Origin of the sequence: Lactiplantibacillus songbeiensis, from assembly GCF_005405125.1 — a bacterium.
In the GTDB taxonomy this organism is placed as follows: domain Bacteria; phylum Bacillota; class Bacilli; order Lactobacillales; family Lactobacillaceae; genus Lactiplantibacillus; species Lactiplantibacillus songbeiensis.
This window is the reverse complement of the sequence record NZ_BJDL01000003.1, coordinates 39,872-63,711: the sequence shown is the minus strand read 5'-3', so window position 1 is coordinate 63,711 and position 23,840 is coordinate 39,872. Positions and strand designations below refer to the sequence as shown.

Sequence of the window (23,840 nt, the reverse complement as noted above, 5' to 3'; positions counted from 1 at the left end):
TTGTTAGCTTGAAACCACCCGACACCTTTTCTTTAACTAACCAACGATTTTTATCATTAACTTTACTTATATTGCTATTTTCCCCAAAGCTGAATTAATTCTTCCTATATTAGTTGAACTGCTAAATTAATTTAAACTGATAAATAAATCAAAAAAATTTCATAAAAACAAAAAAATCAACTTAACTAACATCACCAAAAGACGCTAGTTAAGCTGATTTTTCAATTTTCAGGATCTTTAACGAGTTGATACCCATTCGCAATTAATTGATTACGGAACCAAGTTTCAAACATCAACCCATACCAAACATCACCGATTAAGCTCACAATCAACGCAACGTTCTCGACAAAGAATAGGCGCATGATCATATTGACAAGTAGCATTGCCAGAAACGGAACCGCTGACTTAATTGCGAAAAATTTGGTTTGACAACGAGGGCTTAAGACGGCGTAAAACCAGGTGAACAATAGCGCCCACCAATTGAACGACCCATAGACTTTTTTCGTCTGGCGTTCGCCGTTAACTTCTTTTTCGAATACTTGATCGTGTTTAACCCGTTGTTTCAAGTTAAACCATTCTGCGAACGTAAAGTTCATGTTGGGTCCTCCTACTTTTAGGCTTTAGCTGCATTATAGCGGGCATCACCCACTACCGTCAAACGGTGCTGTAATATACCGTTACCCTAACGAACTCGGTCACGTCCCCGATATCAGTCTATTTTCAGCCACTGACTCATACTGGCCAAGATTACAAGTATGACAAGTCGCCTTCAATCAGCCGTTTTTGCCTTAGTTTCTTAACGCGACTGACATTTACCCGTAACATTCCCGGCGTACACTCTGGTCATCAGCTTGAGCAACACGCTTGTTCAAGTCTTTGTCCGCAACTAATCGATCGACACGAGAAGGAGAACTAACTTGAAAAAACTAATTCGTACCATCTTATCTACCACTGCTGTTGTCGCTGGCTTCATCATGGCCGGCGCCGTTTCCGCTAATGCGGCCACCACTTACACCGTAAAAGCTGGCGATTCAGCTTGGGCGATTGCCAAAGATCATCAAACCACGGTCGCTAAGTTAGAAGCCACTAACCACATTCAAAACCACTTAATCTTACCTGGCCAAGAATTAACGATTCCTGGGACTAGTCAAGCAACGGCCACGACACCTGCCAAAACAACCGAAACTAGTGCCACGACTTACACCGGTAGCAACTTACGCGACTATGTGTTAAGTCAAATGGCTAGCCGGACGGGTGTTTCCGCGGCCACTTGGAATATGATTATCACGCGTGAATCCAACTGGCAACCATACGTCCGCAACAGTTCTAGCGGCGCTTACGGCTTATTCCAGAACATGCATATCCACAGCGGTTCCGTTGAAGCCCAAGTTGACGCGGCTGTCGCCTTGTATCACGCCCAAGGTATGGCTGCTTGGGCCCTTTAAACCTCGATCCCTCAATACCTAACTAATTGAAATGGCACTCAACCTGTTATCGGTTTGAGTGCCATTTTTGTCTATCTAACTAGATTGGTTATGCTGCCTGAACTTTCGACGTAATCTTCGCTTTATTCAACAAGACTGAACTTGTGACGACAGACAATGAGCTAAAAGCCATGGCCAAACCAGCCAATTCAGGACTAAGCGTCAAGCCAATGGCGAAGAAAATTCCGGCGGCAACTGGAATACCTAAGATATTGTAGATAAAGGCCCAGAACAAGTTCAACTTGATACGGTTGAAGGTCTTCTTACTCAACGCTAGGGCCCGATCAACATCCCGCAAGTCATTCTTAACGAGCACAATCCCACCAGCATCGATGGCGATATCTGTCCCAGAACCCATCGCGATGCCAACATCAGCGGTTGTCAAAGCTGGCGCATCGTTAATTCCATCACCAACAAAGGCTACTTTGCCAGTTGCTTGCAGAGCTTGCACCTGTTCGGCTTTATCACCTGGCAAGACATCCGCAATCACATCGTCAATGCCGACTTGATCCGCTACCGCTTGGGCAACGCGTTGGTTATCACCGGTCAACATCACTGTCTTTAAGCCTCGTGACTTCAAGGCCGCAATCGCTGCCTTGGACGTGGACTTCGGCATATCTTGAATCGCAATCAAACCGATAATCTCATCGGCGACGCCGACAACGACCACCGTTTTAGCTTCATTTTGCAGCTTAACTGCCTGTTGTTCGAGGTCATCGCTGAGCTTGGCCGTCGTTAATAACTTCGTGTTACCAACAAAGCCAGTCTGACCATCAATCGTGGCGGAGACGCCTTTACCTTCGATTGCTTTAAAGTCATCGACCGGCAAAGCCGTAATCGCTGCCGCTTTGGCCCGGGCCAAAATCGCGGTGGCTAACGGGTGTTCAGACGACTCTTCTAAGCTAGCGGCAATCTGTAAGACTTGTTGCTGATCACCCACGATATCCGTGACTTGGGGCTTGCCAACCGTAATCGTCCCAGTCTTATCAAAGACCACTGTCTTCACATCGTTCACGGCTTCTAAGACTTCACCGTTTTTAATCAAGATCCCCATCTTAGCGCCCCGGCCAGTGCCGACCATTAGCGCGGTTGGGGTAGCCAAACCGAGCGCACATGGACAAGCAATCACAACGACTGAAACTGCGAAGATCAAGGCGCGGGCGATACTGGCATCGAGAAAGACATACCAAGTTAAGAACGTTAAAATCGCTAAAATCAACACAACGGGCACGAAAACATCTGAAACTTTATCAGTCAACTTTTGAATTGGCGCATGACTATTTTGCGCCTTCTTTACGAGATCCACGATTTGGGACAGCATCGTCTGGTCACCAACCTTGTTGGCTTTAAACAGGAAAGTCCCGGTACTGTTCATCGTCGACCCAATCACGGCGTCATCAACACTTTTTTCGACGGGCATACTTTCACCAGTCACCATCGACTCGTCTAAGGTCGAACTGCCTTTTACAATTACCCCATCAACCGGAACTTTTTGCCCGGGTTTAACCCGAACGACATCGTTTAGCTCGACTTCGGCTAAGGGAATCTTAACAAACTCGTCACCCCGTAACACTTCGGCGTCTTTCGCTTGCAAATTAACTAACTTTTCAACCGCGTTAGACGCGTTATTGCGCATCCGTTCTTCGAAGACTTGGCCTAATAGGACGAACGTCGTCACAAAAGCGGCACTTTCAAAGAAAACCGGCTGCTGCGTTGCCATTGCGTAAATACTATAAAGATACGCAGTTGCCGTCCCAATCGCCACTAATGTATCCATATTCGCATGGTGCTTCTTAAATGACGCCCACGCACTCTGCACAAACGGTCCCGTAGCGACTAACATGATAACGGTCGTTAACGCTAGCTGTGTCCAGTCACCACCGGGCAACATCCAGCCAAATGGCATGAGGATCATATTCGCCAACATCGGCAACGAGAAGATCAGCGAGATCCAAAACCGTTTCGTAATCGTCATCACTTAATCACCACTTTTCCTTGAAACATATCCATCCCGCAACTATAGGTGAATTCACCGGCAACGTCGGTGGGGATTGTCATCGTCTGGGGCTGATTCAATGGTAAGTCACGGTTGAATTTCAAATCCGTCGACTGTACCACATCCAAACAACCTTGCGAACTAGTGCGGGTAAACGTTAACTGAGCAGGAACCCCTTGTTTTAAAGTCACAACAGCCGGATCGTAACCACCAGCGACCATAATCGTTTGATTTTGTTGTTTATTTGTCATGATGACAACCTCCGTTTTATTTAATGATTAACTTGCCATGAAACATGTCCATCCCACAAGCCCATTCGTATTCGCCCGGCTTGCTGGTATCAATCTGAATCGGCTCCGCTTGATTTTGTGGTAACGCCTGGTTAATCCCAAAATCACTGAAGACTACGTGATCCAAACAACTGGAGGCATCCTTACGCGTAAAGTTCAATACCGCGGGCACCCCTTGCTTCAAGACAATATTTTCTGGTGAATACCCTCCGCTGACTTCAATATCCACACTTTGTTGATGATCGGTTACGGTCGCGTCGGCACTAGCCACAGCATGCTTGCCGAAAAACCACCAAAGAATGAACCCGATAATCGCTAACCCAACAATCAGCACTAAAATTTTTGTCATTTGAAACCAACCTCTCTCTTAACTCTGCTTATTTATTTTATGATTACACTCGTAAACCTCAAAAACTAGTTTAGTCTCATCGTTTACATTTGTCAACGATAAAATTCAAGCCAAATTAAAAGTGCCCACCCGCAGATGGACACTCATGAGTTATTAATGACGCCGGCGATACACGAAGCCACCGACTAATGCGGATAACCACAGCCCAATTACCGGTAACCAATGACTCGGTTGTAACTGGTCACCTTGTCCCACCATTGCCGTTTCAATTGGTACGGTAGCAGTTGGCTTGATGGTAGCACTTGACTCGCTTCATTCGCGAACATCGACGTGGCTTCAGCCGGCTTTGCTGTTTCCGCCACTACCGCCACGGATTCGTCAGTCATCGTCGCCGCTTCCGCTTGAAACGTTAAGCCACCAAACACTAACGCCGATGACAGCAAGCCTAATGTTAACTGTTTCTTTTCAGTATTATACATACAACAATAATTTTTAAAACGATTAACTTTTAACACCATTTTCTCCCCCAAAGTACTTTTTGCTTAAATAGCTTTCCCCAAGACTAATTTACGTAATTAACGTCTTCATTATAAAATTACCGTGCAAAAATCACTAGCCCCCAAACGACATTATTTGTCGTCAAAAAATACCGATCGACATGAGTCTCCCCATGGCAATCGGTATTGATTCAGTCCTAATTTACTTCATCACGCCAAAGCCACCAGTCCAACCAATCTTTTCTTTGGTAGCTAATGTCATCTGTAAGAAGCCTAAGCTTTCCAATTCACGTGCCCGCTTCAATGAGCCAGCATCAACAAAGGCAACGCCACTATCAGTTAAAGCATCGGCCAAAACAGCTTTAGCATCGTCCGCATCACTAGCAGCCATCACTGTTGTTTGGGCATCACCGACCTTACGACTTTGTAAGGTGGCGGCAAAAGTCGTGTTGAATGCCTTAACCACTTTTGATTCTGGTAATAAAGCGGCAATTTCAGCGGCGGCTGAGCTATCAGCTGGCACCACTAAGGCATCCCAAGTGTCAAAGTTTAATGGATTGGTAATATCCACGACGACCTTGTGGGCTAATGCGGCTTGGTTGGCTTTGGCAATGCTGATTGCAGCGGGATAAGGGACCGCTAGCACGACAATATCACCGAGATCAGCGACCGGATCGCCATGGCCTAGATAAGTGACTTGGTTACCGCCCTGCTTGAAGACATCACCAATTGCTTGACCCATGTTACCTTTACCGAAAATCGTTACTGCTGCCATCTGACAGACCCCCTGATTAATAAATTTATTTATAGTGTTACTTTCAACATACGGGTTTTAGTTAAAAAGGTCAACTAATTAGCTTAGAAGGACCAAACTTTTCCTGGATGCATCTTTTTAATGACATATTGATAGTTCTTCTGCGTCATAAAAGCGGTCGTCAACTGACCGAGCTTCACTTTAGTCTGATAGTACGGTGTATAGGCTGGCACCAAGCCATGCAAAGCGGTCTTGTCGCCAGTCGGATCGTTGAACCGATAGAGTTGAATCTGATGGGACGTACTTTCTCTGACTAAGTAATAAAAGCTAACGCCGTCATCCTCAGAATCCTGCATCAACACGTACCACGTCGCCGCTTGATCGTGAATCACATGATACGTGTAAGTACTATCCGTATCTAAGTCATAGTTGGTGATATCGTTATAATACATTGAAAAAAGCGTCATCTTCGCCCGTGACGAAAGCCGTTGCGACCCCACCGCCAAGCGTTGAATCTGCCGCACATTTTGATTGGCCGCAGAAACTTTGGTAACAACCTTCGTCTGTTGGATCGCCTCGTTATCCTGAACCAGACCAAACATTAAGACGGCCCCAAGAATCGCCGCAACCAAAAACAAGCCATTCAAGACTTTAAAGTACCGCAACTCTTGATCCGCAAAATGTTTCGGTGTAACAGATAAAGATGTGGTCGCCGGTCGGTCTGGGACCACGGTCGTTGCCAAAAGTTGTCGATTCAGCAACATGTTGCAACTGACAAAAATGATACTCCCCACTAACAATCCAACCATGCCCACAATCACCACCGGCGTTGGGGCAGGCGTCACGATCCACGGTAACCCGACACTAATCACGACCGCGATTAAACCGATTTGTTCTAACCGCATCAGCCAGCGTAACCGCGGCGACTGCTTAATTTCAGTCCGATAAAAGAAACGCCGACTAGCCCGAATTTGTTGTGGCGACATTGTACGGTGATAGTGTTGTCGATCACTAATAATTTGTTGCTTCAATCGCGCGAACCGCCACACTAAACCCAATCCAACCAGCACGACGAGGATTAATCCAATCTTTATACCCACGATTTGACCTCCCATAACTTGCTTAATAGCCTAAGTTTACGGCTTTTACGACTAACACACAAACGACCTTTACTCTTTCTTAACCCCACTTTCAAATGTACAGCTAAGCTAGTTTTGTCATATTTCCATCACCCAACGCTTTCATCGACACCGCTCTCCAGCAACGCATTTCAGCGATTCTCCCATTACCGCCAACAATGATGATAACCCCCCACTCGTCATCAAGCTGCCATCTAGGCCAGAACTTTTTAACGAGTTTGACACACGGTTGTAACCTAGCCGCGCTAAACTCAGTTCCAATCGATTAACCAAAAACTCGAGTGAATTTAACTCAGACACAGAATCATAGAATAGGAGTTCTTCCATTGAAAAAATTATTACGCAATCTCTTAACCACCTCCGCTATCGCCACCGGCTTAGTTGTCGTCAGTGGGCTATCCGCTAACGCTGATACCACGACCGCCCCTAGCCAACCGACTTATGCGACACATCAATCTCAGCGGTATGGTTATCGTCAAGCACCAACAACTAGCTATGCGGCAACGTCATCAACAACCGCCACGACTAATACAAGTTCAACTAGCAATACCAGTTCATCATCAAGTTACACCGGTACAAACCTAAAGAGCTACGTCTTAAGTCAGATGGCGTCACGGACTGGTGTTTCAGAAGCAACTTGGAATACCATTATTACCCGTGAATCTAACTGGGAACCTTACGTTGTAAATAGTTCTAGTGGTGCTTATGGCTTGTTCCAGAATATGCATATTAGTAGTGGCTCCGTGGAAGCACAAGTTGATGCCGCCGTTAGTTTGTATGAGGCGCAAGGGATGAGTGCTTGGGCGACTAATTAAATTGTTCACTTACTCTGCTTAACACTTTTATGTAGTTACTACCCAAAATTTAAAATGGTTACTAGTGATTTGAACATCTTTCATAATCACTAGTAACCATTTTCGTATGTAAATTAATCAATGGTCCCAGACGCAAAAAAAGCGACTACATCGCCTTTTTTGCGTTCCATTACTTAACACTAGAACGTAACGCCCATGTTAAGTTAGCCGTGTATTGATCTGCCGGTCCCCATTCTGGAATCTTTAATTCAAAATGTTCCTTTCCATAATGGTGGCGGAAGTGACCAACATTACCAGCTTTCGATGACATTACCACGCTATTTTTAGGAGATTTAGCTTCACTTATTTCGGGTAATTCCGCATAGTTACTAGACTTAGATGAAGTCCCTTCCAAAGCATTCAACTTCGCGTCTCTTAAGATAACGCCATGGTTGGAGCCCACCAAGTCTCCAGCGGTCAACTGAACCTCCCAATTAGCAGGTGTTCGCGTATTCAATACTTCTAATTTACCTTTAACAGTTTTCGCCGTCAATTCTTGCTTTTTATGGTTTGCCGTTGTGCCAAAGTCAACATGTGGGGCTTCGGTAATCATGGTTACTCGGGGAAAAGGATCCCTTAACTGAACAGTCGCTTTGGTTTTAGCAGCTTGACCAGCAACCGGTAGTAATAACAAGGTCAATCCAAACATGGATAATCCTAATCGTGCTTTCATGTTGTCCCCTCCTCATTGTAGGGTTGGGTGGCAGCAGTTACTTATCAGATAATTCACTTTCAGAGTCAATGACTACTAATCGTCTAGACCTAATTTACTTTAAAACAACCCAATGATCACTTTTATGACTTTAATTAGCTGAACGCCGTTTTTGATAGATGACCCATGCTAATGCGCTTGTTAAGGCTACAATTACCGCAACTAGGCTACCAATCAACCACCAGTTAGTCGTCTTAATCGTATCTGGCTTGTAAATCGTACTTTCACTCAACGCTTTAACTCGAGCCGGACTGACCGTGAAGTCTTTAGTGAAATTCCACTTATACTTGCCCTTTTCAGAGTCAGCTTTTAAATGGACGGTGTACTTACCAGCTTCCAACGTTTTAGTACCATCACCTAAAGCAAAGTTGAAGTTACTATTAGGTGCCATCCGCATCTCTTTTTTAGTAGTTTGTAATAATCGTTTATCACTCCCTTTTTTAGTCACATAACCTGTAACTTTCAGTTCATTCATAATCACAGCCCGTGGATTCTGTAATTGTGCAATAACATAATTTTGGTAATTCACTTGCTCTGCACCAACTTTTAGCAAGTTCATTTTCGGTTTGACCGTTATCTTATTTTGTTCCCGTAATTTAATCGCAATAGTATAGGCGAATTGATTTTGAATCGCGATGCCACTGCTTTTCTTACGGTTAGCTAGCGGTCGTTGAACAACGTTGATACCACCGAGAGCAAGTCCTTCCAGATGATGATCCGGCATTTTTAACTTAATCGGTACCCGTTTAGTGGTCTTAGCTGCGACGACCACTTTTTTAGTATTAGTCGTTGCGGCCCCAATATTGAACGCTAGTGACTCATCAATCTTAGGATCATTGTTACTGTAATCAAGAGTCCCATTGTCAGCAGTCGTAGCTAAATTTGTATTAACATCATAGGTTCGTTCAACTTTACCGTTGTTGTTAATCTTGATATACAATGTTTGTTCTTGATTAGGCTTTACCTTTAAGTCAAAGTACCCGGCACTTTTATCAATTTGGTTCGCCGGTAACTCCGGTTGTACAGAGTAGTAATTTTTTTCAGCACTGGCCGGGGTTGCGGCGCCCAGCCAAGTTAAGCTAATGGCCAATCCTAGCATCCAACTAAGTTTTTTAAGCATAATGTGTCCTCCATTGGGTGTTTTAATGTTGAATAAACTTATCAATCAATATTTGTCACTACCGAGCTTTTTGGATATCACCGGGACCATCAACTGTTTGTCTTAACGTCCAAGTCACTTTAGATTCGTATTCACCAGCCGCTTGCCTCTTTGGAACATCAATGGAAACAGCACCAAAAGTCTGTGTAAATTTGCCAAGATTACCACTACCCGCGCTGACCATGACTTTGGAAGCACCTGTCCAGTCTGTAATATCGCTTATCGCTGGACTTTGACCAGGTCCGTCACTTTCTACGCTTCCTTGGCCTAAATGTAAATTACTGTATACAAGTTTCTTGTCATGCTCTTTATTCATAAAGTCAGACGCATTAACAGTTACTTCCCAATCATTCTTAGTTGCCGTGTTTTCAACTACTAATTGACCCGTAACGTTACCTGTAGTATTAACATTATCAGTAGCGTTTTTTAATCCAGTAAACGTAATTTGAGGGGCTGCATGCAATACTGCTCCTGCATCTGACGCATCCTCAATCGTTACGGTTGCATTTTGTTCTCCTGGCTCAGCCGCATAACCAACAATAGGTGCAGCTAGACACAATGCCATAGTCATACCTAACGTTAATAATCCTAATTGCTTTTTCATGGTGTTATCCTCCTTTAATTCTTAAGTGACTAGCGCCATGGATCAGTAATTGACAATTGCATTCTCAATAATCACCACCTTTAATATTTAGCCTACTCACTCTTCCGTCATATTCCAGGTCAGCTTATTAGTATAGGTTCCTGCCGGTGTTGTATCAGGAAACTCCAATTTAATCTGATCGTTTGTAAATGGAAGTAAAAATGTACCCACCGCACCAGTTTCTCCGTTCATTACTTCTATATTTACTCCAGTGCCACCTAAAGACACTTCATTACCATATGCTTCTCCGATTGCTTCAAACGAGTTGACTTGGTTCGAGTAAAATCCAAGTTTAGCTCCAATTAGTTTTCGCCCTTCACTTTGAAATCCTTCTTCACTAACTGTTACTTTCCAGGCCTTACCAGTGTTACTAAAAACCTTTAGATTAGTTTCTGCTAAATTATTAACTGTTCCAGGTCCACTATCCTTAGTCTGACTGCCAAAATCAATTTTTGGAACTTCTTTTAACTCATATGTGTTACCACCTGTAATTTCAAAATTAGCAGTTTCTTCTCGTGCATTCGCAGTCAGTGGTGCTAAAAACAGTAGCAACGGCATTACTATCATCGCTGAACGTAATTTCACAATATCGCTCCTTTCTCTTAAGGTTGATTCCCAGAGTGAACAGTCCAAGTAATAGCAGCTTCATACTGACCTGGTAATGAGTTAGCTGGAATTTCTAACATAATGTTGTGTATGTTTACTTTAGTTAGACCCTTTCGACCCTTTGAGCTACCCAATACATTCTTGGCTACGTTATCAGTATTTGTAAAGCTTGGCGCTGATGCTATAAGTTGGTGTGGGTCGTCAGGGGATTCAGTTTTTGTACTTGAAGATACGTGAATTTGGTATCCTGTCCAAGGCATAGTATGCTGATTTATTTTAAGGACAAAAGGGTCAATCTTCATTGTAATCTGCCACGAGTTATTATCCATACCATTGTATACAGAAAGAGTTTCATTCTCCAAATTAACTCTTCCTGCCGTGGTAGTATATTCTTTACTACCAAAATTAAAATTAGGAACTTCTTCAATTACAACAGTTCCAGAGTTTTCCTTTCCAACCAAGTCTTTTTCTACCTTCGAATTCTCGTCAGTGCTTGCCTGATTCATTGATACACTTTTTTTACCCTCAGGCAATTCCGTTAAAATTTCTTCATTATCGTTAATATCTTCATTCTTAGCCTCGGCTTCTTCTGAAACATTACCTGCTGACTCGTCAGCACTTTCTTTAATAGGCTCGTTTTTCTGATCAACTTTTTTCTTTTCTTCAGTTTCTTTTTCTTCCTGTTCCTTATGTTCTTGCTCGGCTTTTTCCTGTCGTTCTTTTTCTTCGCGCTCTTTTCGTTCCTGCCCTTCTTTTTTCTTTTTTCTCTTTTTCTTCCTGTTCCTTACGTTCTTGCTTGGCTTTTTCCTGCCATTCTTTTTCTTCGCGCTCTTTTCGTTCCTGCCCTTCTTTTTTCTTTTTCTCTTTTTCTTCCTGTTCCTTACGTTCTTGCTCGGCTTTTTCCTGCCGTTCTTTTTCTTCACGCTCTTTTCGTTCCTGCGCTTCTTTTTCCTTTTGGGCTTGTTCCTCCTGTTCCTTACGTTCTTGCTCTTCTCTTTCCTGTCGTTCTTTTTCCTCACGTTCTTTTCGTTCTTGCTCCTCTTTTTCCTTTTTGGCTTTTTCTTCTTGTTCCTTGCGTTCCTGCTCTTGCTTTTCGGCCACTCGTGCATCGGTATCTGCCTGTGCTTGCACGCTAGTCGTTGCTTCGACTCGTGGTGTTTTCACTCGCTCAGTCACGGGCGCTACCGACAACGTGATCGCACTTAGCGCGGCGATGATTAGCTGTCTTTTCATCAGGGCTGCCTCCTCATTGGGGGTTGTCCAACATTACAGTGTCATTTTCTGGTCAATTTTCCAGTTACAATTATCTTGTTCATAATTTAACTTAGCGTCTTACCGCCTCCTGTTCACATTAGTCATCAGAATGTAATAACTTAAATCTAATTGACTCAATAACTTTGTTCCGTGTAATAAATTTAACAAATTGACATCAAGCTGACAAAAGATACGCTCACGATTTTTTATTTATTGGGGTCATCTTGATCAAAATTGCGCTAAAAAGCGGTTTAAGCCGGCATTTTAGTTTAATAAAAAAATATTGGCCTAGCTCAATATTTGAGTAAGGTCAATATTGAGTCAAGTATCGTTTTAGACCCGGTCAGACTTTTACAACGCTTCACCGATTGGCTTCAATTTAGCTTAATACTCATAATTATCTTAATTTCTTGACTCAAGCTATAAAGAAATCACCTAGCGATTAACGTCATTGACAACAAAAAGGCCTGCCAACATAACATTGACAGACCAAGACGTTCTAAAAAAATAGCTTAATTTCTATAATGAACTAAGAATACCAATTCCCACACTTAAAATAACAAAGATAACAATCAAATCAATAAACGATAGAATAAACCCAGTAATGGCTAAGCCCCGTGGCCGTTTGAACATCCCGATAAATGAGAATAACATCCCTAAGAACCAAACGACAAAGCTAACCCCAGGAATCCAAGAGAATAAGAATGAGAGTAAGGCTAAGATAAACCCAGCCGTTCCCATCCCATTGCTTTGTGGTGCGGCTTGGACGTAAATGTTATTACTACCAGTGGCTTGGGTCGTATCTTGAATTGGATCAGTAGTTGCTTGGCTCGCGGTCGGTTGTGCTTGCGTCGTAGTTGCATCGGCATGAGCTTGCGTAGATGTCTTGACCGCATCGACACCACTCTTCGTGACATGCCGCAATTGTTGTTCCATACTCGTTGGCTCAACGCCGTTAGTCCACGCATAGCTATATAGCCAGACAACCGCCGCAATCACGGCGATCCAACCTAATGAAGCGTGGTAGAACAAGACCCGCATCAGAAATGAGAAGACGAAAATGCCAACAACAATAACCACAGTCGTGGCCCAGTTCGCCGTAATCCACTTCATCATCGCATCTAACCGGGCATTAAAGTCACTGCCAGACCCCGTTGATTGATTAGTCGTATTAGCGGTCGTCCGCGTCGTCGCTGTCTTAGTGGTTTCCTCCGTTGCCGTCGTTGCTTGCGGCTTCGAGGTGGCCTCGTCACTTGTCAGCTTAAACCCACACTTCGGGCAAAACTTCACCGTTGCCCCGACTTTAGTCCCACAATGAGGACAAAACTTTGTTTCTTCCATTTAACTGCCTCTTCCCTTTAACCATAATGATTACCCCCGATTAACCTGACCTCAGCTAGTCGCTTTCACATCGCCAAGAGCACATCAATCTTTTATGCAACTATTATTATAGCGTAACCTTGGTAATTTGCAGTACTTTATTCTTTTTTTCTGAAAGCAATGGTCATCACTGATTGCTTTCATTGTCCGGTGGGCAACAAAAAGGCATCGCTAATCTCGAAAATTAGCAATGCCTTTTACTAAACCCAAATCCCATATAAATCCGTTGCCACACTTGGATAAGCTAAAAACAAGTCATGCAAGCGTGCCACTGAAACACGCTGCTGGATCAGAATCGCCAATTCATTAATCAACTCATCGGCCGTGGCACTATAGACCTCCGCGCCCACCACAAGCTGATTTTGCCGATTGATAATCAGTTTTAACCGGGCTTGATCATCATGTTGACGCTGGTAATTCAGCCAATGCGCCAATGACTTTTCCTTGATCTGATACTTATCAGGCTCAGCTTGGGCTTGCAGAACCGTGACACCGGCTTGTGCCAACCGTGGCAGACTAAAGACAGCCGTGACTGGCATCGGATATTTAATTGGAAAGCCTACTGGTGCCACCAAGCTATCGCCCACGTATTTCCCTTGATAGATGGCATAGTTCGCCAGCTTCGGTACCCCAGCCGCCGCACAATCCCCAATTGCGTAAATTGAAGATTGTGTCGTTTGCAACTGCTCCTCCACCTGAATCCCTTGTGACGTATAAATGACGCCAGCTTGTTCCAAATGCAAGTCCGCCACATTTGCGGTCCGGCCTAATGCCGTATAGACCGCGTCAGTTTCAAACGTGGCGTTTGTTCGGGTGGTAACTTGTAAGCCATGGTTGGTTTGCGCAAGTGCCGCCACTTCATCATTAAAGCGAAAGATAACGCCACGTTGTTTTAAGTCGGCCACCAATCGTGCGACCAACTCCGGATCATACCCGCGCAACGCGACTGCATCGTGCTGGACCACCGTAACGTTGGCGCCGGCTTCATTAGCAATACTGGCTATCGCCATGGCAATAATTCCTGCGCCTAAGATCGTCAGGCGCACTGGTAACTGTTCACTACGGAAGAAACTCCCAGAATGTTGGACCCACTGACTGCCAGGAAATGACAATTCAAACGGATGGGCCCCGGTTGCAATCACGATTTTATCAGCTTGTAATAACTGCCCGTTAACCCTCACATGGTGCGAATCTGTAAATTCAGCGTGACCTTCATAAGTTGTCACGCCAGTTGCTTGAAACCGCGCTTTAAAGTTAACGGCTGTCTGGGTCACCACCGTGTCGCGATACGCGGCGAGCTTCGCCCAATCAATCGCCGGCGTTGTGGCCGCAAACGTCGTCAACCGGAATTGTCGATGTGCTTCAGCCGCCGCCAACAAGATTTTTTTCGGGGTACTGCCCCGATTAACGGTCGTGCCGCCCCAGTCACGTTGCTCGATGACCGCAACTTTTAAGCCATGTGCTTGGGCTTTCAAGGCTACCCCCGCACCACCGACACCGCCGCCAATTACAATTACATCAAAAGCTGACATTTAACTAAACGCATCGTTGGCATCATCGACATGCCCCGGCGTGGTTGCCGTTACGTCCTGATTAGGATTGTCATACCAGACAACCGCCGCTTCTTCACTCGGTAATTGCGCCACCGTTTGCTTAGTGATATTCAAATGATCGGCCACAATTTGCGTTGGCGTTGTGGCCAGCCACTTATTCAATGAAATATCTGAGTAGACCGGATTCTTGAATAACTCGATAAAAATCAACGGTTCATCACCAATATTTTGAATATAATGTCCAGCTTCTTTCGGAATGACGCCAACATCGCCCGCTTGATAATCAAAGGTTCGCGCTAACGTATTGGAATTAAAGACACCGACTTTCGCCCGCCCTTGCATGAAGTAATCCCATTCTTCAGACTTCGGATGCCAATGGAGCTCGCGCATCCCGCCTGGTTGGACTTCCACAATTGCCGCCGAGATCGTCTTGGCCGCTGGAAAGACAGCTTGATCAACAATCCAGACTTTGCCGGCTTCAAATTGTTTCGCTGGCACATCCGCCATATGCAAGGTTAACGGTGTTGCCATCGGTGTTCCTGGCCGTTTAACTTGGTCGATTGGGCCCGGCACTGCCCCATCAAAAATATACTTTTCATGAGTCGGCAAGTTCGCTAAGGCCGCTTCATCCAACTTAAAGTTAGCCGCAACTATATCTTTAGGCGTATGCGCTAACCAATCTGTTAATAGGAAGGTATTATTTTCCGAGAAGTCGGGTTCACTGAAGACTAACAAGAATTCACAGCCTTGGTCCAAAGCTTGGATAGAATGCGGGATTCCGGCTTCAAAGTCCCATAAATCGCCAGCTTTAATGTCATCAATAAAGCTTTCGCCGTTTTCATTCAACGCCGTGACCCGCGCGTTGCCTTTGAGCATCATGGCCCATTCAGCTTCCTTATGCCAATGTAATTCTCGATAAGCACCCGGCTTTAAGCACATATTGACCCCGGCCATGTCGTGCGATGCTGGCAGTTCACGATTGGTGACCTCCCGTGCCCAGCCGCCTTCTTCCAAGCGCATATGCGCATCCGAGAAACTAAACCGCAAGTTCGTAATGGTGCCATGATCAGTTGTCGGTGGCACTAAAACATCTGGGTTCTGTAAATCACGCTCCTGATTACGAGGCCCCTGATCTAACCACCCCGTCTGATCTGCTGAGCGAATTGGTTCGTTTTGCTTTGTCATGCAAGCCATCCCTTTCGTCATTAATTGCCTTTATGGTAAATTAAATGAACTAATCAAACAAGCGGTTACACTTCATTTAGTAACCTATGTTTAATGTTAGTTAGATTAAACTTGCCACTCTGGTTGGACCAGATTCGGCTGAAAAGTGGTGGCCACGTTTGGAAGCCAAAATGCGGTCTCGAAAGCCGGGGGTTATCTAAGTCGGAAAACCACCGCCTAAGATAAACGACACCACTAAGCCAATTCTGGGCCGCCCGCCGTTAACTAACAGGATTTAAAAAACATTAGCATCAGTTCGGTCATTTAGCCGAGAGGTTGGTTCCTAAAATGCACAGCCGTGTCGTTGGCCTTAGTGCGAGTGGTCTGCTCGGACTTAGGCCAAGGTCAGCTTTGAAGACTGGTTTTTGGCTTCAAAATGGCCCATGGCGTTCCAGCGTTTTAGGAACCAACCGGCAGGCGGTAATTTCAACTAACACCAAGGTATTAAAATAGTTAATTTTTAAAATAACCATTTTAAACCAAGCCTAGTCAAAAACCATCATCACTCACAACGTTAACAATCCCCCACTAATTAATGATTTATATCCACTAATCGTTACCCCCAAAATCACCAGTTTGCAAGCTATCCAAATAATCCCTCATCGACTTAACCGTCCGCGACCCGTGCTAGATTAAAGTTACTAAGTGCACGAACTGCGCTTAGGGTTAGACAATCGGCATTGATTGGAGGGAGTAACGATGCGGAAGTTTTGGCAATACCTTTTGTTAGCGGTTACGGGTCTAATCATCATGATTTTAAGTCCACCACTGATTAGTCAAGCCAAAGAAGTGGCGGCTTCTGGTCTGGATGCCAATAGCTGTGTCATCAAGGACGCTCGCGGTAGAGTCGTCTCACACAGCGCCACGCTATCGCCAGATAAGGAATATACAATTAACTATAACTGGAAGATTTCAAATACCATTCGGATTCAAAGCGGTGATACCGTCCACTTCTACGTACCAGCTAATGTGGAAGTCGTGGGTGATCGTTCCTTTGATCTCGCGGGTTCCGGCAATATCGGCGTCTGCGGGGTCACGAGTATCAAGTCCGGGTCACATGTGGGGCTGATTACGTTAAATAGTCGGCTACAAAGTATGTCACAACGTAGCGGCTTCATTCGGATTGGCGTCATTGGGGCTGCCCCTGAGACCCCACCAGAACCAACGCCGACCCCAACGCCCACGAAACCCATTTCCATGACTAAAGGTGTCAGCTGGGTCGATCCAACTAATCCAACTAAACTAAATTGGACGATTCGGGTCAACGCTAACGGTAATACGTTAGATAATCCAGTTATCGACGACCAGCTCAGCGATAACCAAAGCTTCGTGCCACAAAGCACGCGGGCGACCGATTCACTTGGGCAGACGTTACCGGTGGCGACCGTGAACAACGGTTCCAGCCTCTCGTTTCATCTGCGGACCACCGTCAAGCGTAGTTTTAAGATCACCTATCAAACGACGCCCAGCACGCCGTACCCAGCACGATCGCGTAGCTTAGAAACCTTTACGAATGCGGCCGTTTATCATGACGACAACGGCCACAATGCTTCCGCGAACGCTAGCATCGATCGTACGCTGAAAGAACCTGAACCCACCCCAACGGAACCGATTACCATGCAGAAATCCGTTGCGTGGGCTGATCCTGGGACATTCACTAAGATCAACTGGGCATTGGCGATTTCAGCGAACAAGCATAAATTAGTCAATCCGGTCATTGTTGATAAGCTAAGCGCCAACCAGAGTTACGTTGATGGCAGTGTTCGTGTCACCGACAGCGCTGGCAAAGCTGCAACAGTCAGCGCTTCGACTAACGGGACCGAAGTCGAGTTCAAGGTCACTGGAACGTTTGATTCTGACCTACACGTCACGTATCAGACGGAAAGTGATCAGCCAAGCGGCACCGAAACCTTTGATAACGTCGCCTACTACAGTGACGACAATCAGAATTCCGCCACCGCGCAGGCTGAAATCGACCGGACCACTGAACCGACCGAACCCGAAAAGCCGGGCGCAACCGAACCCATTGACATGACAAAGACCGCCACTTGGGCTGATCCTGGTAAATTCACTAAGATTGACTGGCACTTAGTCGTTGAACCTAACGACCAAAAGCTGGCCAATCCCGTCATTGTCGACACGTTAAGTCCCAACCATAGCTATCTCAGCGGCAGTGCTAAGATCACCGATACGACGGGGACCGCGGTACCATTCACCGTTGAGACCAATGGCAAAGTCGTCACGTTCAAAGTCACGGGTACTTATACTACGGCTTTAAAAGTCAGCTATCAGACCACGACCGACAATGCGACGGGTGATGAAACGTTTGAAAACAGTGCCGTTTACCACGACGACAATGGCAATACGGCCACAGCACAAGCGGCCCTCGATCGTGAAGGCCCAGTTGATGAACCCAATGGTCCTGACGAAACCGTCAAGCCGATTGCGATGACAAAGCTCGCCGCTTGGACTGACCCAAACGATCAGACCAAGATCAATTGGGGCCTGGAAGTAGCGGCCAATGGGAATAAGCTCGTTAACCCGGAGATTATTGATGAATTTACCAATAATCAAACGTTTGTTGACGGCAGTGCTAAGGCATCCACTGCCAGCGGAACCAGTATTCCACTGACGGTTACCGTGAAGGGCTCCGAGCTGACCTTTAAGTTAAGCGGCACGTTTACGGAAAACTTGCATTTGACCTATCAAACGCAAACGACCAAACCAACGGGTGCCACTATCTTTGACAACGCCGCCATCTATCAAGACGAAGCTGACAACAATGCGTCAGCGGAAGCCTCGATTGACCGCGATGAGTTGCCAGTTGAACCCGAACAACCAGTTACCAAAGATATTGGGATGACCAAAAATGCCACTTGGGCTGATCCGGGCACTTTCACCAAGATTGACTGGACAATCAAGATTGCCGCCAATGGCAACGACTTGCTGAATCCTAAGATCACTGATGACAGTAGCGCGGACTTAACTTATGTCGACGGCAGTGCCAAGGTGATAGACAGCACCGGCAAAATATTGCCCGTTAAAGTGACGGTCGTGGGTCACCAGCTCGTCTTTACGATTACTGGCAAGCTTACTCATGACTTCACGTTAACCTATCAGACGTTAGCCGCCAGCGGCAATGACAGCTTCGCTAACGCGGCCATCTATGAAGATGACAACGGTAACGGCGGTTCAGCGCATGCCACGGTTGATCGTGACGAAAGCGACGAAGTGCCTAGCGAACCAGGGACAACTGAACCAGGTACACCTAGCCAGCCGCAACCAGGAACCCCACAGCCAGAACAACCTAGCGTTCCGGCACCGGAAACTCCTGGCAAGCCTGAACCTGAACATCCAGCAACAACCACCCCAACTCATCCGGCCACACCAGATAAAAAACCTAGTGTCACCAAACCGAATAAGCCGAGCGTGACTAAGCCCAGTCGGCCAAGTGCTGCTAAACCAGTTAAGCCAAGTGCTGAGAAGCCAGCCGTCGCACCATTTAAGCCAAGCATCGCAACACCAACGACACCGATTCCAGCAACGGCGACACCCGTCACTAGCCAGCCAAGTTCACAAACGGCGCCAACTGTGACGAATGATACCACGACCAATGCACCAGCTGCTACTGGCACACCGGCCAACGCGATTCCTAGCAATCGGTTGCCACAAACTAACGACCATCCAGCCATTGATTTAGTGATGATTGGCCTCGTTAGCTTCTTGCTTTGCTTGTTGTTAGGCAGTTACAGCTTCCATCGACACGCTTAAAACTGCTTCATTAATGGAAGGTAAACGAAACAGCTCCTCATTTAGCAGATTTTAAACCTGCTAAATTAGGAGCTGTTTTATGCTTATCAGCACACTTTAGCGCTAAATAATTTCAAGTTAAGGTGCATCGATCAGTCCCCAAGTCACCGTGCCACTGTAGCTAGCAGCGCCACTACCAGTGTAAATATTTGGTTTAGCTTGAAGGTAAATACCCGTTTTACCAACACCAGATGGCTTATCGGCCTGTGTTTCCCAGCCGTCAGTGACATTGACCTTATCGCCACCCTTTGCCCGGGTACCGGTCGCAACCGTCTGACTAGTTGCTAAGGACTTGGCTTGACCACTGGCATCAACGTACATCAGTTGCCCGCTTAAGGTATGCTTGGCATCTGCCGTATCAACTGGAATATCTGCCGAAGCGGTGACCCGCCACGGCGATCCAGCCATCCGCGTATCTGAGATTTCAACATCTGGGGCACTCGTTGGGGCGAATAAAGTCGTCGTATTTGGCACCTGTAAATCACCGTAACTCAACTTATCACTGACCGTAGTGAATTTAAGTTCACCGGCCCCTTTGGTAATCTTGATTGACAAGTCTGTCGGTGCTTTAACACCGTTGCTGGTTGCGCCGACATCAATCGTGGTACTATCACCACTGGCTAAAGCTGTTAATTTTTGAGCTAAATCGCTATCCGTTGAACTATAGGTCGCTTTGTCATCAGTAACAGCCGTCGACGAGTCCTTAACTTCTATCCCCGCTTTATCGACAATCCATTTCAAGACGTCATCATCTGAGCTTAAGTTTTCAGCATCGGCTGGCGTAATCGTCAACTCTTTTGAAGTTGCATCCAACACGGGTACCGATTTGAGCACTTTGGCCGTTGCTGTCTTCGTATCACCCATATCATTACCTTCATAGACGGTTATCGAGTCCGGGTTTCCTAGTAAGGACAACGGCAAGCCTAAAGATAAGGTATATTTACCATCAGTATCCGCTGTCGCTTCAAATGATTTGCCGTTCAAGCTAACTGACACACGGGCACCCGGATCAGCCGTACCAGTAATCGTTTGATCATTGATCTGAACGGGCTCATTAATAGTGACATCTTTCATGTTATTAGTAGTTACATCATCTTTTTTGAATTCACCAAACCCATATGCCATCCACATAGGATCACCTGTAATTGTTGAATTTTTCGGGGTAAACGAAGCCCCGACAAAGATTGGTGCTTTCAAATCAGCCGTCCCTAATTTGGAAAGGTCAACCTTTAAGACTTGTGTCGTTGGCGTAAACGTCGCAATCATGCCAGAAATCTTAGCGGCAGTACTAGTAGACGATAACAACGAATTACCCTGTGCATCAAGAACATCCAAATGGGCTTGACCAAGGTCATAATTTGAACCGCCCATTTGATTAGCACCGGAACTCAGCGTCACTGTAATTTGAGTCGTATATCTAGTCAGTCGGTTATTTTGAACATTATTAGCTGTCACCTTACTAATGCCAAGATATGGCCCCACCGTGTAACCATCATAAGCTTTAAGCCGAGTACCAGTCGGACTAGGTGTAAAGTTCGCGGTACCAGTTGTACCAGACGCTGCGGCAGTTGCGACTTGAGCATGCCCCCAAACAACACCTAATAAGATGGCCAGTAGTAAAATTAACCGACGCCAAATTAACTGATGTGTCATTGATTGTCACGCTCCTCTCGTGATTGTCGCCGTTGCCAGACAATGGCTAACCCCAATAGCCAACAGATTAGCAGCAAGCCGCCTAACATGACCATTAACCCCGCACTCACTTCAGCCGTTTGTGGTAACCGGCCTTGGCGCAAGTTAACGGCAGCGGCTTGAACGGCTTTCGACCAATTTACCGGCTTAGACGCCTGGCTATAAGTTCCGATTGTATCTGCCGCTGACTGATTTTGTGTGCCACTAGGGATCTGATGATTACTTTGCTGCAATTGATCGGCGTCAGCATCGGATTTGGTAATCGTTACCCCAACTTGAGTCTGCTGAGTAGTCACGGCACGGACCATTTTAGTCGGTCCCACAACACCTAACATCAAAACTAAAATGAATCCCCACCATTTTAAACGGTTCCTCAAAGTTAACGCCCCCCCTTTTTGTTTAACTAAGCCTCCGCTTCATCGGCATGACGCCGCCGTTTAACCAGGTAAATAATCAGCCAAATTAGCAAGACTAATAGCAACATGCCTAACGCTCCTAAAGCGACTAATAACCAAACATTCATGTTTTGGCGGTCACCAGCGGCCATATTGGCTTGTTTGGCAGCGGCTTTGGTAACGGTAAAGTCCCGGTCAAAGACCCAACGATGCGCACTATTCTTAACCACCATATGCAGATGATAACGACCCGGTTGTAACTTGGTTTCACCCACTAGCATCGGATAATGAAAGACGGTATTGGGCGCCATCTGAACATCACTTTGCTTTAGATGTTTCACAACTTTGCCATCGCTTTGCGTCGTAACGGTTGTATCCATCTTCAAATTCGGGATAATCACCGCCATTGGGTTACGCAGATTAACAATAATGCCACGATGATAGTTATAAGTCCCAGCATTCACTTTGCCCAACACCAAGTTAGGCGCTGGTACTTTGCCAACGGTGTACTTCATCCCGATGACATACGCATAGGTACTGCGAATATTATTCGCATCCTTAACCGCACTCGTGACTTTGTGGTCGACCCGTTTGAAGAACCAGCCACCTAAGATAACACCATTGGACACTGATTCCGGAACCTTAACTTTCGTCGTCACAATCCGCTTACTGTCGGCTGCCACCGTAATTGTCTTAGCGCCTTGTAACTGACTAATCTTGCTCATCGGCGTCTGTAAAGAAGCGTCAAATGACTTTGGAACGTTCGTATAATCAATCGTCCCAGCTGAATTGGTCCATGCCGTATGAATTGCCATTCGTACGCGGATATCGCGATTCGTTGAATTATAGATAGTCGCTTTCAACGTTTCCGTTTGCCCCGGCTTCAGCTTCAAATCGTAAAATGAATTTTTCTTATTAAGCTGATTCTTCGGTAACTTAGCGGCCACACTAAACCCAACGTTGTTTGTCACATTGGCTGCTTGACCGACTAAGTGTCCCCAACCACTTAGTAACCCAGCCAGTAAAACTAACCCAAATACTGATAATCGTTTAACTAAACGCATTTTGAACTCCCCCTTGAACAACCTATTTTTACTATGTAGCGCGAAAAAGGCGCTCATTTTAGCGATGATCACCTTTTTTCACGAAATGACTTATTCAACTGGCGTGTCATTTAAAGTCCAAGTCAAAGTGCCTTCATAAGTCCCGGTTTTGGCATTGGCTTCAATCCCAGTCATGGTAATGTTATCTGGTGAAAGCTGGAAGGCAGTCTGGCCAGCCCCAGCATCTTTGGCAGCGGTATAAATCGTGGCCGCATTACCATCTTTAGTCGATAGCGCCGCATCTTGACCATCAATCCCGGTTGGATCGCCCGAGTTATTAACCGTATTCTTAGCGGTATCATTCGCACCTAAGTTAATCGTGGCACCTTTCAAAACATCTGTGGCACCCTTTAGTGTTAATGGCGTGCTGCTGACTTGAACATTCCAGCCAACATTAGTCCCACGGGTATCTGAAACTTCAGTGACCAAGTTAGTATTAGCATCTGTCCCATTGAATTTTTGTGACGTAACTTTAATTTGACCTGGTTTATCCGCATTAGTAATATCCTGCGTGTTGCTTGAAACCGCTTTTTGGCTCCCGAAACTGATTGCTGGTGAGACATATAAGAAAGATAATGGCCCAGTTGGATCGACAGTCGCACCACCAGGATCCTTGGTACCATCCGGATCAGTCACCGTTGTACCTGGATTATTCGGATCAACCGGATTAACGACATTTTCTGGCGCTTCAAAAGTAACGTCACTAGTAGTTTCACCACTCGTTGCGGTTACTTTCTCTGCATGCGCCGTTAATGGTAGCACGCTCCCCAATGCCAATGCCCCGACTAACACTAAACTACTTACGCTTTTATTCATGATACAAAACACTCCTTTGCTTTAAATCCCCAAATTTTCGGCAACGTTGCCAGTTAAGTAAGTAGGCGAACCGCTACTAGTTACATTGCCTTACAACATCAAAAACAGTCGTCCATAATTGCTACCAGTC

The 23,840-nt window shown here is 45.7% G+C and carries 22 protein-coding genes; 3 read left to right on the top strand and 19 right to left on the bottom strand.

All coding sequences use genetic code 11. The annotated features are described in order from the left end of the window. Positions 1-221: 221 nt before the first annotated feature. The gene (locus FFM77_RS01010; RefSeq protein ID WP_137633893.1) at positions 222-596 is read right to left on the bottom strand and encodes a hypothetical protein; all 375 of its coding nucleotides are present in this window, start codon (positions 594-596) and stop codon (positions 222-224) included. A 321-nt stretch (positions 597-917) separates the two neighbouring features. Here FFM77_RS01010 and FFM77_RS01005 point away from each other — a divergent pair, with 321 nt between their 5' ends. Then, the gene (locus FFM77_RS01005) at positions 918-1,445 is read left to right on the top strand and encodes a LysM peptidoglycan-binding domain-containing protein (protein ID WP_137633892.1); all 528 of its coding nucleotides are present in this window, start codon (positions 918-920) and stop codon (positions 1,443-1,445) included. A gap of 88 nt (positions 1,446-1,533) precedes the next feature. Here FFM77_RS01005 and FFM77_RS01000 read toward each other — a convergent pair whose 3' ends face one another. The 6 genes from FFM77_RS01000 to FFM77_RS00970 form a co-directional block, all read right to left on the bottom strand. After that, positions 1,534-3,459, bottom strand: coding sequence for a copper-translocating P-type ATPase (locus FFM77_RS01000; protein WP_137633891.1), 1,926 nt, complete (start codon positions 3,457-3,459; stop codon positions 1,534-1,536). Further along, the gene (locus tag FFM77_RS00995; RefSeq protein WP_137633890.1) at positions 3,459-3,731 is read right to left on the bottom strand and encodes a cupredoxin domain-containing protein; all 273 of its coding nucleotides are present in this window, start codon (positions 3,729-3,731) and stop codon (positions 3,459-3,461) included. The genes FFM77_RS01000 and FFM77_RS00995 overlap by 1 nt, the downstream gene beginning before the upstream one ends. Positions 3,732-3,747: 16 nt before the next feature. After that, positions 3,748-4,119, bottom strand: coding sequence for a cupredoxin domain-containing protein (locus tag FFM77_RS00990; protein WP_137633889.1), 372 nt, complete (start codon positions 4,117-4,119; stop codon positions 3,748-3,750). A 209-nt stretch (positions 4,120-4,328) separates the two neighbouring features. Continuing rightward, positions 4,329-4,637 carry a hypothetical protein gene (locus FFM77_RS00980; protein ID WP_171001527.1) on the bottom strand — a complete coding sequence of 103 codons (309 nt, stop codon included), beginning with the start codon at positions 4,635-4,637 and terminating at the stop codon, positions 4,329-4,331. A 181-nt stretch (positions 4,638-4,818) separates the two neighbouring features. Next, positions 4,819-5,391, bottom strand: coding sequence for an NADPH-dependent F420 reductase (locus FFM77_RS00975; protein WP_137633886.1), 573 nt, complete (start codon positions 5,389-5,391; stop codon positions 4,819-4,821). Between the two features lie 83 nt (positions 5,392-5,474). Next, the gene (locus FFM77_RS00970; protein WP_137633885.1) at positions 5,475-6,470 is read right to left on the bottom strand and encodes a hypothetical protein; all 996 of its coding nucleotides are present in this window, start codon (positions 6,468-6,470) and stop codon (positions 5,475-5,477) included. A 365-nt stretch (positions 6,471-6,835) separates the two neighbouring features. Here FFM77_RS00970 and FFM77_RS00965 point away from each other — a divergent pair, with 365 nt between their 5' ends. After that, complete coding sequence (locus FFM77_RS00965) at positions 6,836-7,324, top strand: transglycosylase SLT domain-containing protein (RefSeq protein WP_137633884.1); 489 nt, start codon at positions 6,836-6,838, stop codon at positions 7,322-7,324. A 169-nt stretch (positions 7,325-7,493) separates the two neighbouring features. Here the strand turns inward: FFM77_RS00965 and FFM77_RS00960 are convergent, their stop codons facing one another. The 8 genes from FFM77_RS00960 to FFM77_RS00925 all read right to left on the bottom strand — a co-directional run bounded on the left by FFM77_RS00960 (position 7,494) and on the right by FFM77_RS00925 (position 15,855). Next, entirely contained in the window at positions 7,494-8,036 is a 543-nt protein-coding gene (locus FFM77_RS00960) for a WxL domain-containing protein (RefSeq protein WP_137633883.1), read from the bottom strand. A gap of 130 nt (positions 8,037-8,166) precedes the next feature. Further along, positions 8,167-9,195 (bottom strand): WxLIP family cell surface protein, encoded by a 1,029-nt coding sequence (locus FFM77_RS00955; protein ID WP_137633882.1) that lies wholly within the window; start codon positions 9,193-9,195, stop codon positions 8,167-8,169. 58 nt (positions 9,196-9,253) lie between these two features. Then, positions 9,254-9,838 (bottom strand): WxL domain-containing protein, encoded by a 585-nt coding sequence (locus FFM77_RS00950; RefSeq protein ID WP_137633881.1) that lies wholly within the window; start codon positions 9,836-9,838, stop codon positions 9,254-9,256. A 96-nt stretch (positions 9,839-9,934) separates the two neighbouring features. Beyond that, positions 9,935-10,462 carry a WxL domain-containing protein gene (locus FFM77_RS00945; RefSeq protein ID WP_137633880.1) on the bottom strand — a complete coding sequence of 176 codons (528 nt, stop codon included), beginning with the start codon at positions 10,460-10,462 and terminating at the stop codon, positions 9,935-9,937. A gap of 17 nt (positions 10,463-10,479) precedes the next feature. Beyond that, the gene (locus FFM77_RS00940; RefSeq protein WP_137633879.1) at positions 10,480-11,406 is read right to left on the bottom strand and encodes a WxL domain-containing protein; all 927 of its coding nucleotides are present in this window, start codon (positions 11,404-11,406) and stop codon (positions 10,480-10,482) included. An 850-nt stretch (positions 11,407-12,256) separates the two neighbouring features. Next, entirely contained in the window at positions 12,257-13,078 is an 822-nt protein-coding gene (locus FFM77_RS00935) for a zinc ribbon domain-containing protein (RefSeq protein WP_137633878.1), read from the bottom strand. 239 nt (positions 13,079-13,317) lie between these two features. Next, positions 13,318-14,649, bottom strand: a complete 1,332-nt coding sequence (locus FFM77_RS00930; RefSeq protein ID WP_137633877.1) for a dihydrolipoyl dehydrogenase family protein — start codon at positions 14,647-14,649, stop codon at positions 13,318-13,320. After that, complete coding sequence (locus FFM77_RS00925) at positions 14,650-15,855, bottom strand: cupin domain-containing protein (protein WP_137633876.1); 1,206 nt, start codon at positions 15,853-15,855, stop codon at positions 14,650-14,652. 738 nt (positions 15,856-16,593) lie between these two features. Between FFM77_RS00925 and FFM77_RS00920 the strand changes: the two genes are divergently transcribed. Next, on the top strand, positions 16,594-19,665 hold the full coding sequence (locus FFM77_RS00920) for a hypothetical protein (RefSeq protein ID WP_137633875.1): 3,072 nt from the start codon (positions 16,594-16,596) through the stop codon (positions 19,663-19,665). Between the two features lie 117 nt (positions 19,666-19,782). On the opposite strand, the gene FFM77_RS00915 is transcribed toward FFM77_RS00920, so the two are convergent. The 4 genes from FFM77_RS00915 to FFM77_RS00900 all read right to left on the bottom strand — a co-directional run bounded on the left by FFM77_RS00915 (position 19,783) and on the right by FFM77_RS00900 (position 23,710). Continuing rightward, positions 19,783-21,357 carry a hypothetical protein gene (locus FFM77_RS00915; protein ID WP_137633874.1) on the bottom strand — a complete coding sequence of 525 codons (1,575 nt, stop codon included), beginning with the start codon at positions 21,355-21,357 and terminating at the stop codon, positions 19,783-19,785. After that, the gene (locus FFM77_RS00910) at positions 21,354-21,773 is read right to left on the bottom strand and encodes a hypothetical protein (RefSeq protein ID WP_137633873.1); all 420 of its coding nucleotides are present in this window, start codon (positions 21,771-21,773) and stop codon (positions 21,354-21,356) included. The genes FFM77_RS00915 and FFM77_RS00910 overlap by 4 nt, the downstream gene beginning before the upstream one ends. A gap of 26 nt (positions 21,774-21,799) precedes the next feature. After that, positions 21,800-22,855, bottom strand: coding sequence for a WxLIP family cell surface protein (locus FFM77_RS00905; protein ID WP_137633872.1), 1,056 nt, complete (start codon positions 22,853-22,855; stop codon positions 21,800-21,802). 90 nt (positions 22,856-22,945) lie between these two features. Continuing rightward, positions 22,946-23,710, bottom strand: a complete 765-nt coding sequence (locus FFM77_RS00900; protein WP_137633871.1) for a WxL domain-containing protein — start codon at positions 23,708-23,710, stop codon at positions 22,946-22,948. Between the last annotated feature and the right edge of the window lie 130 nt (positions 23,711-23,840).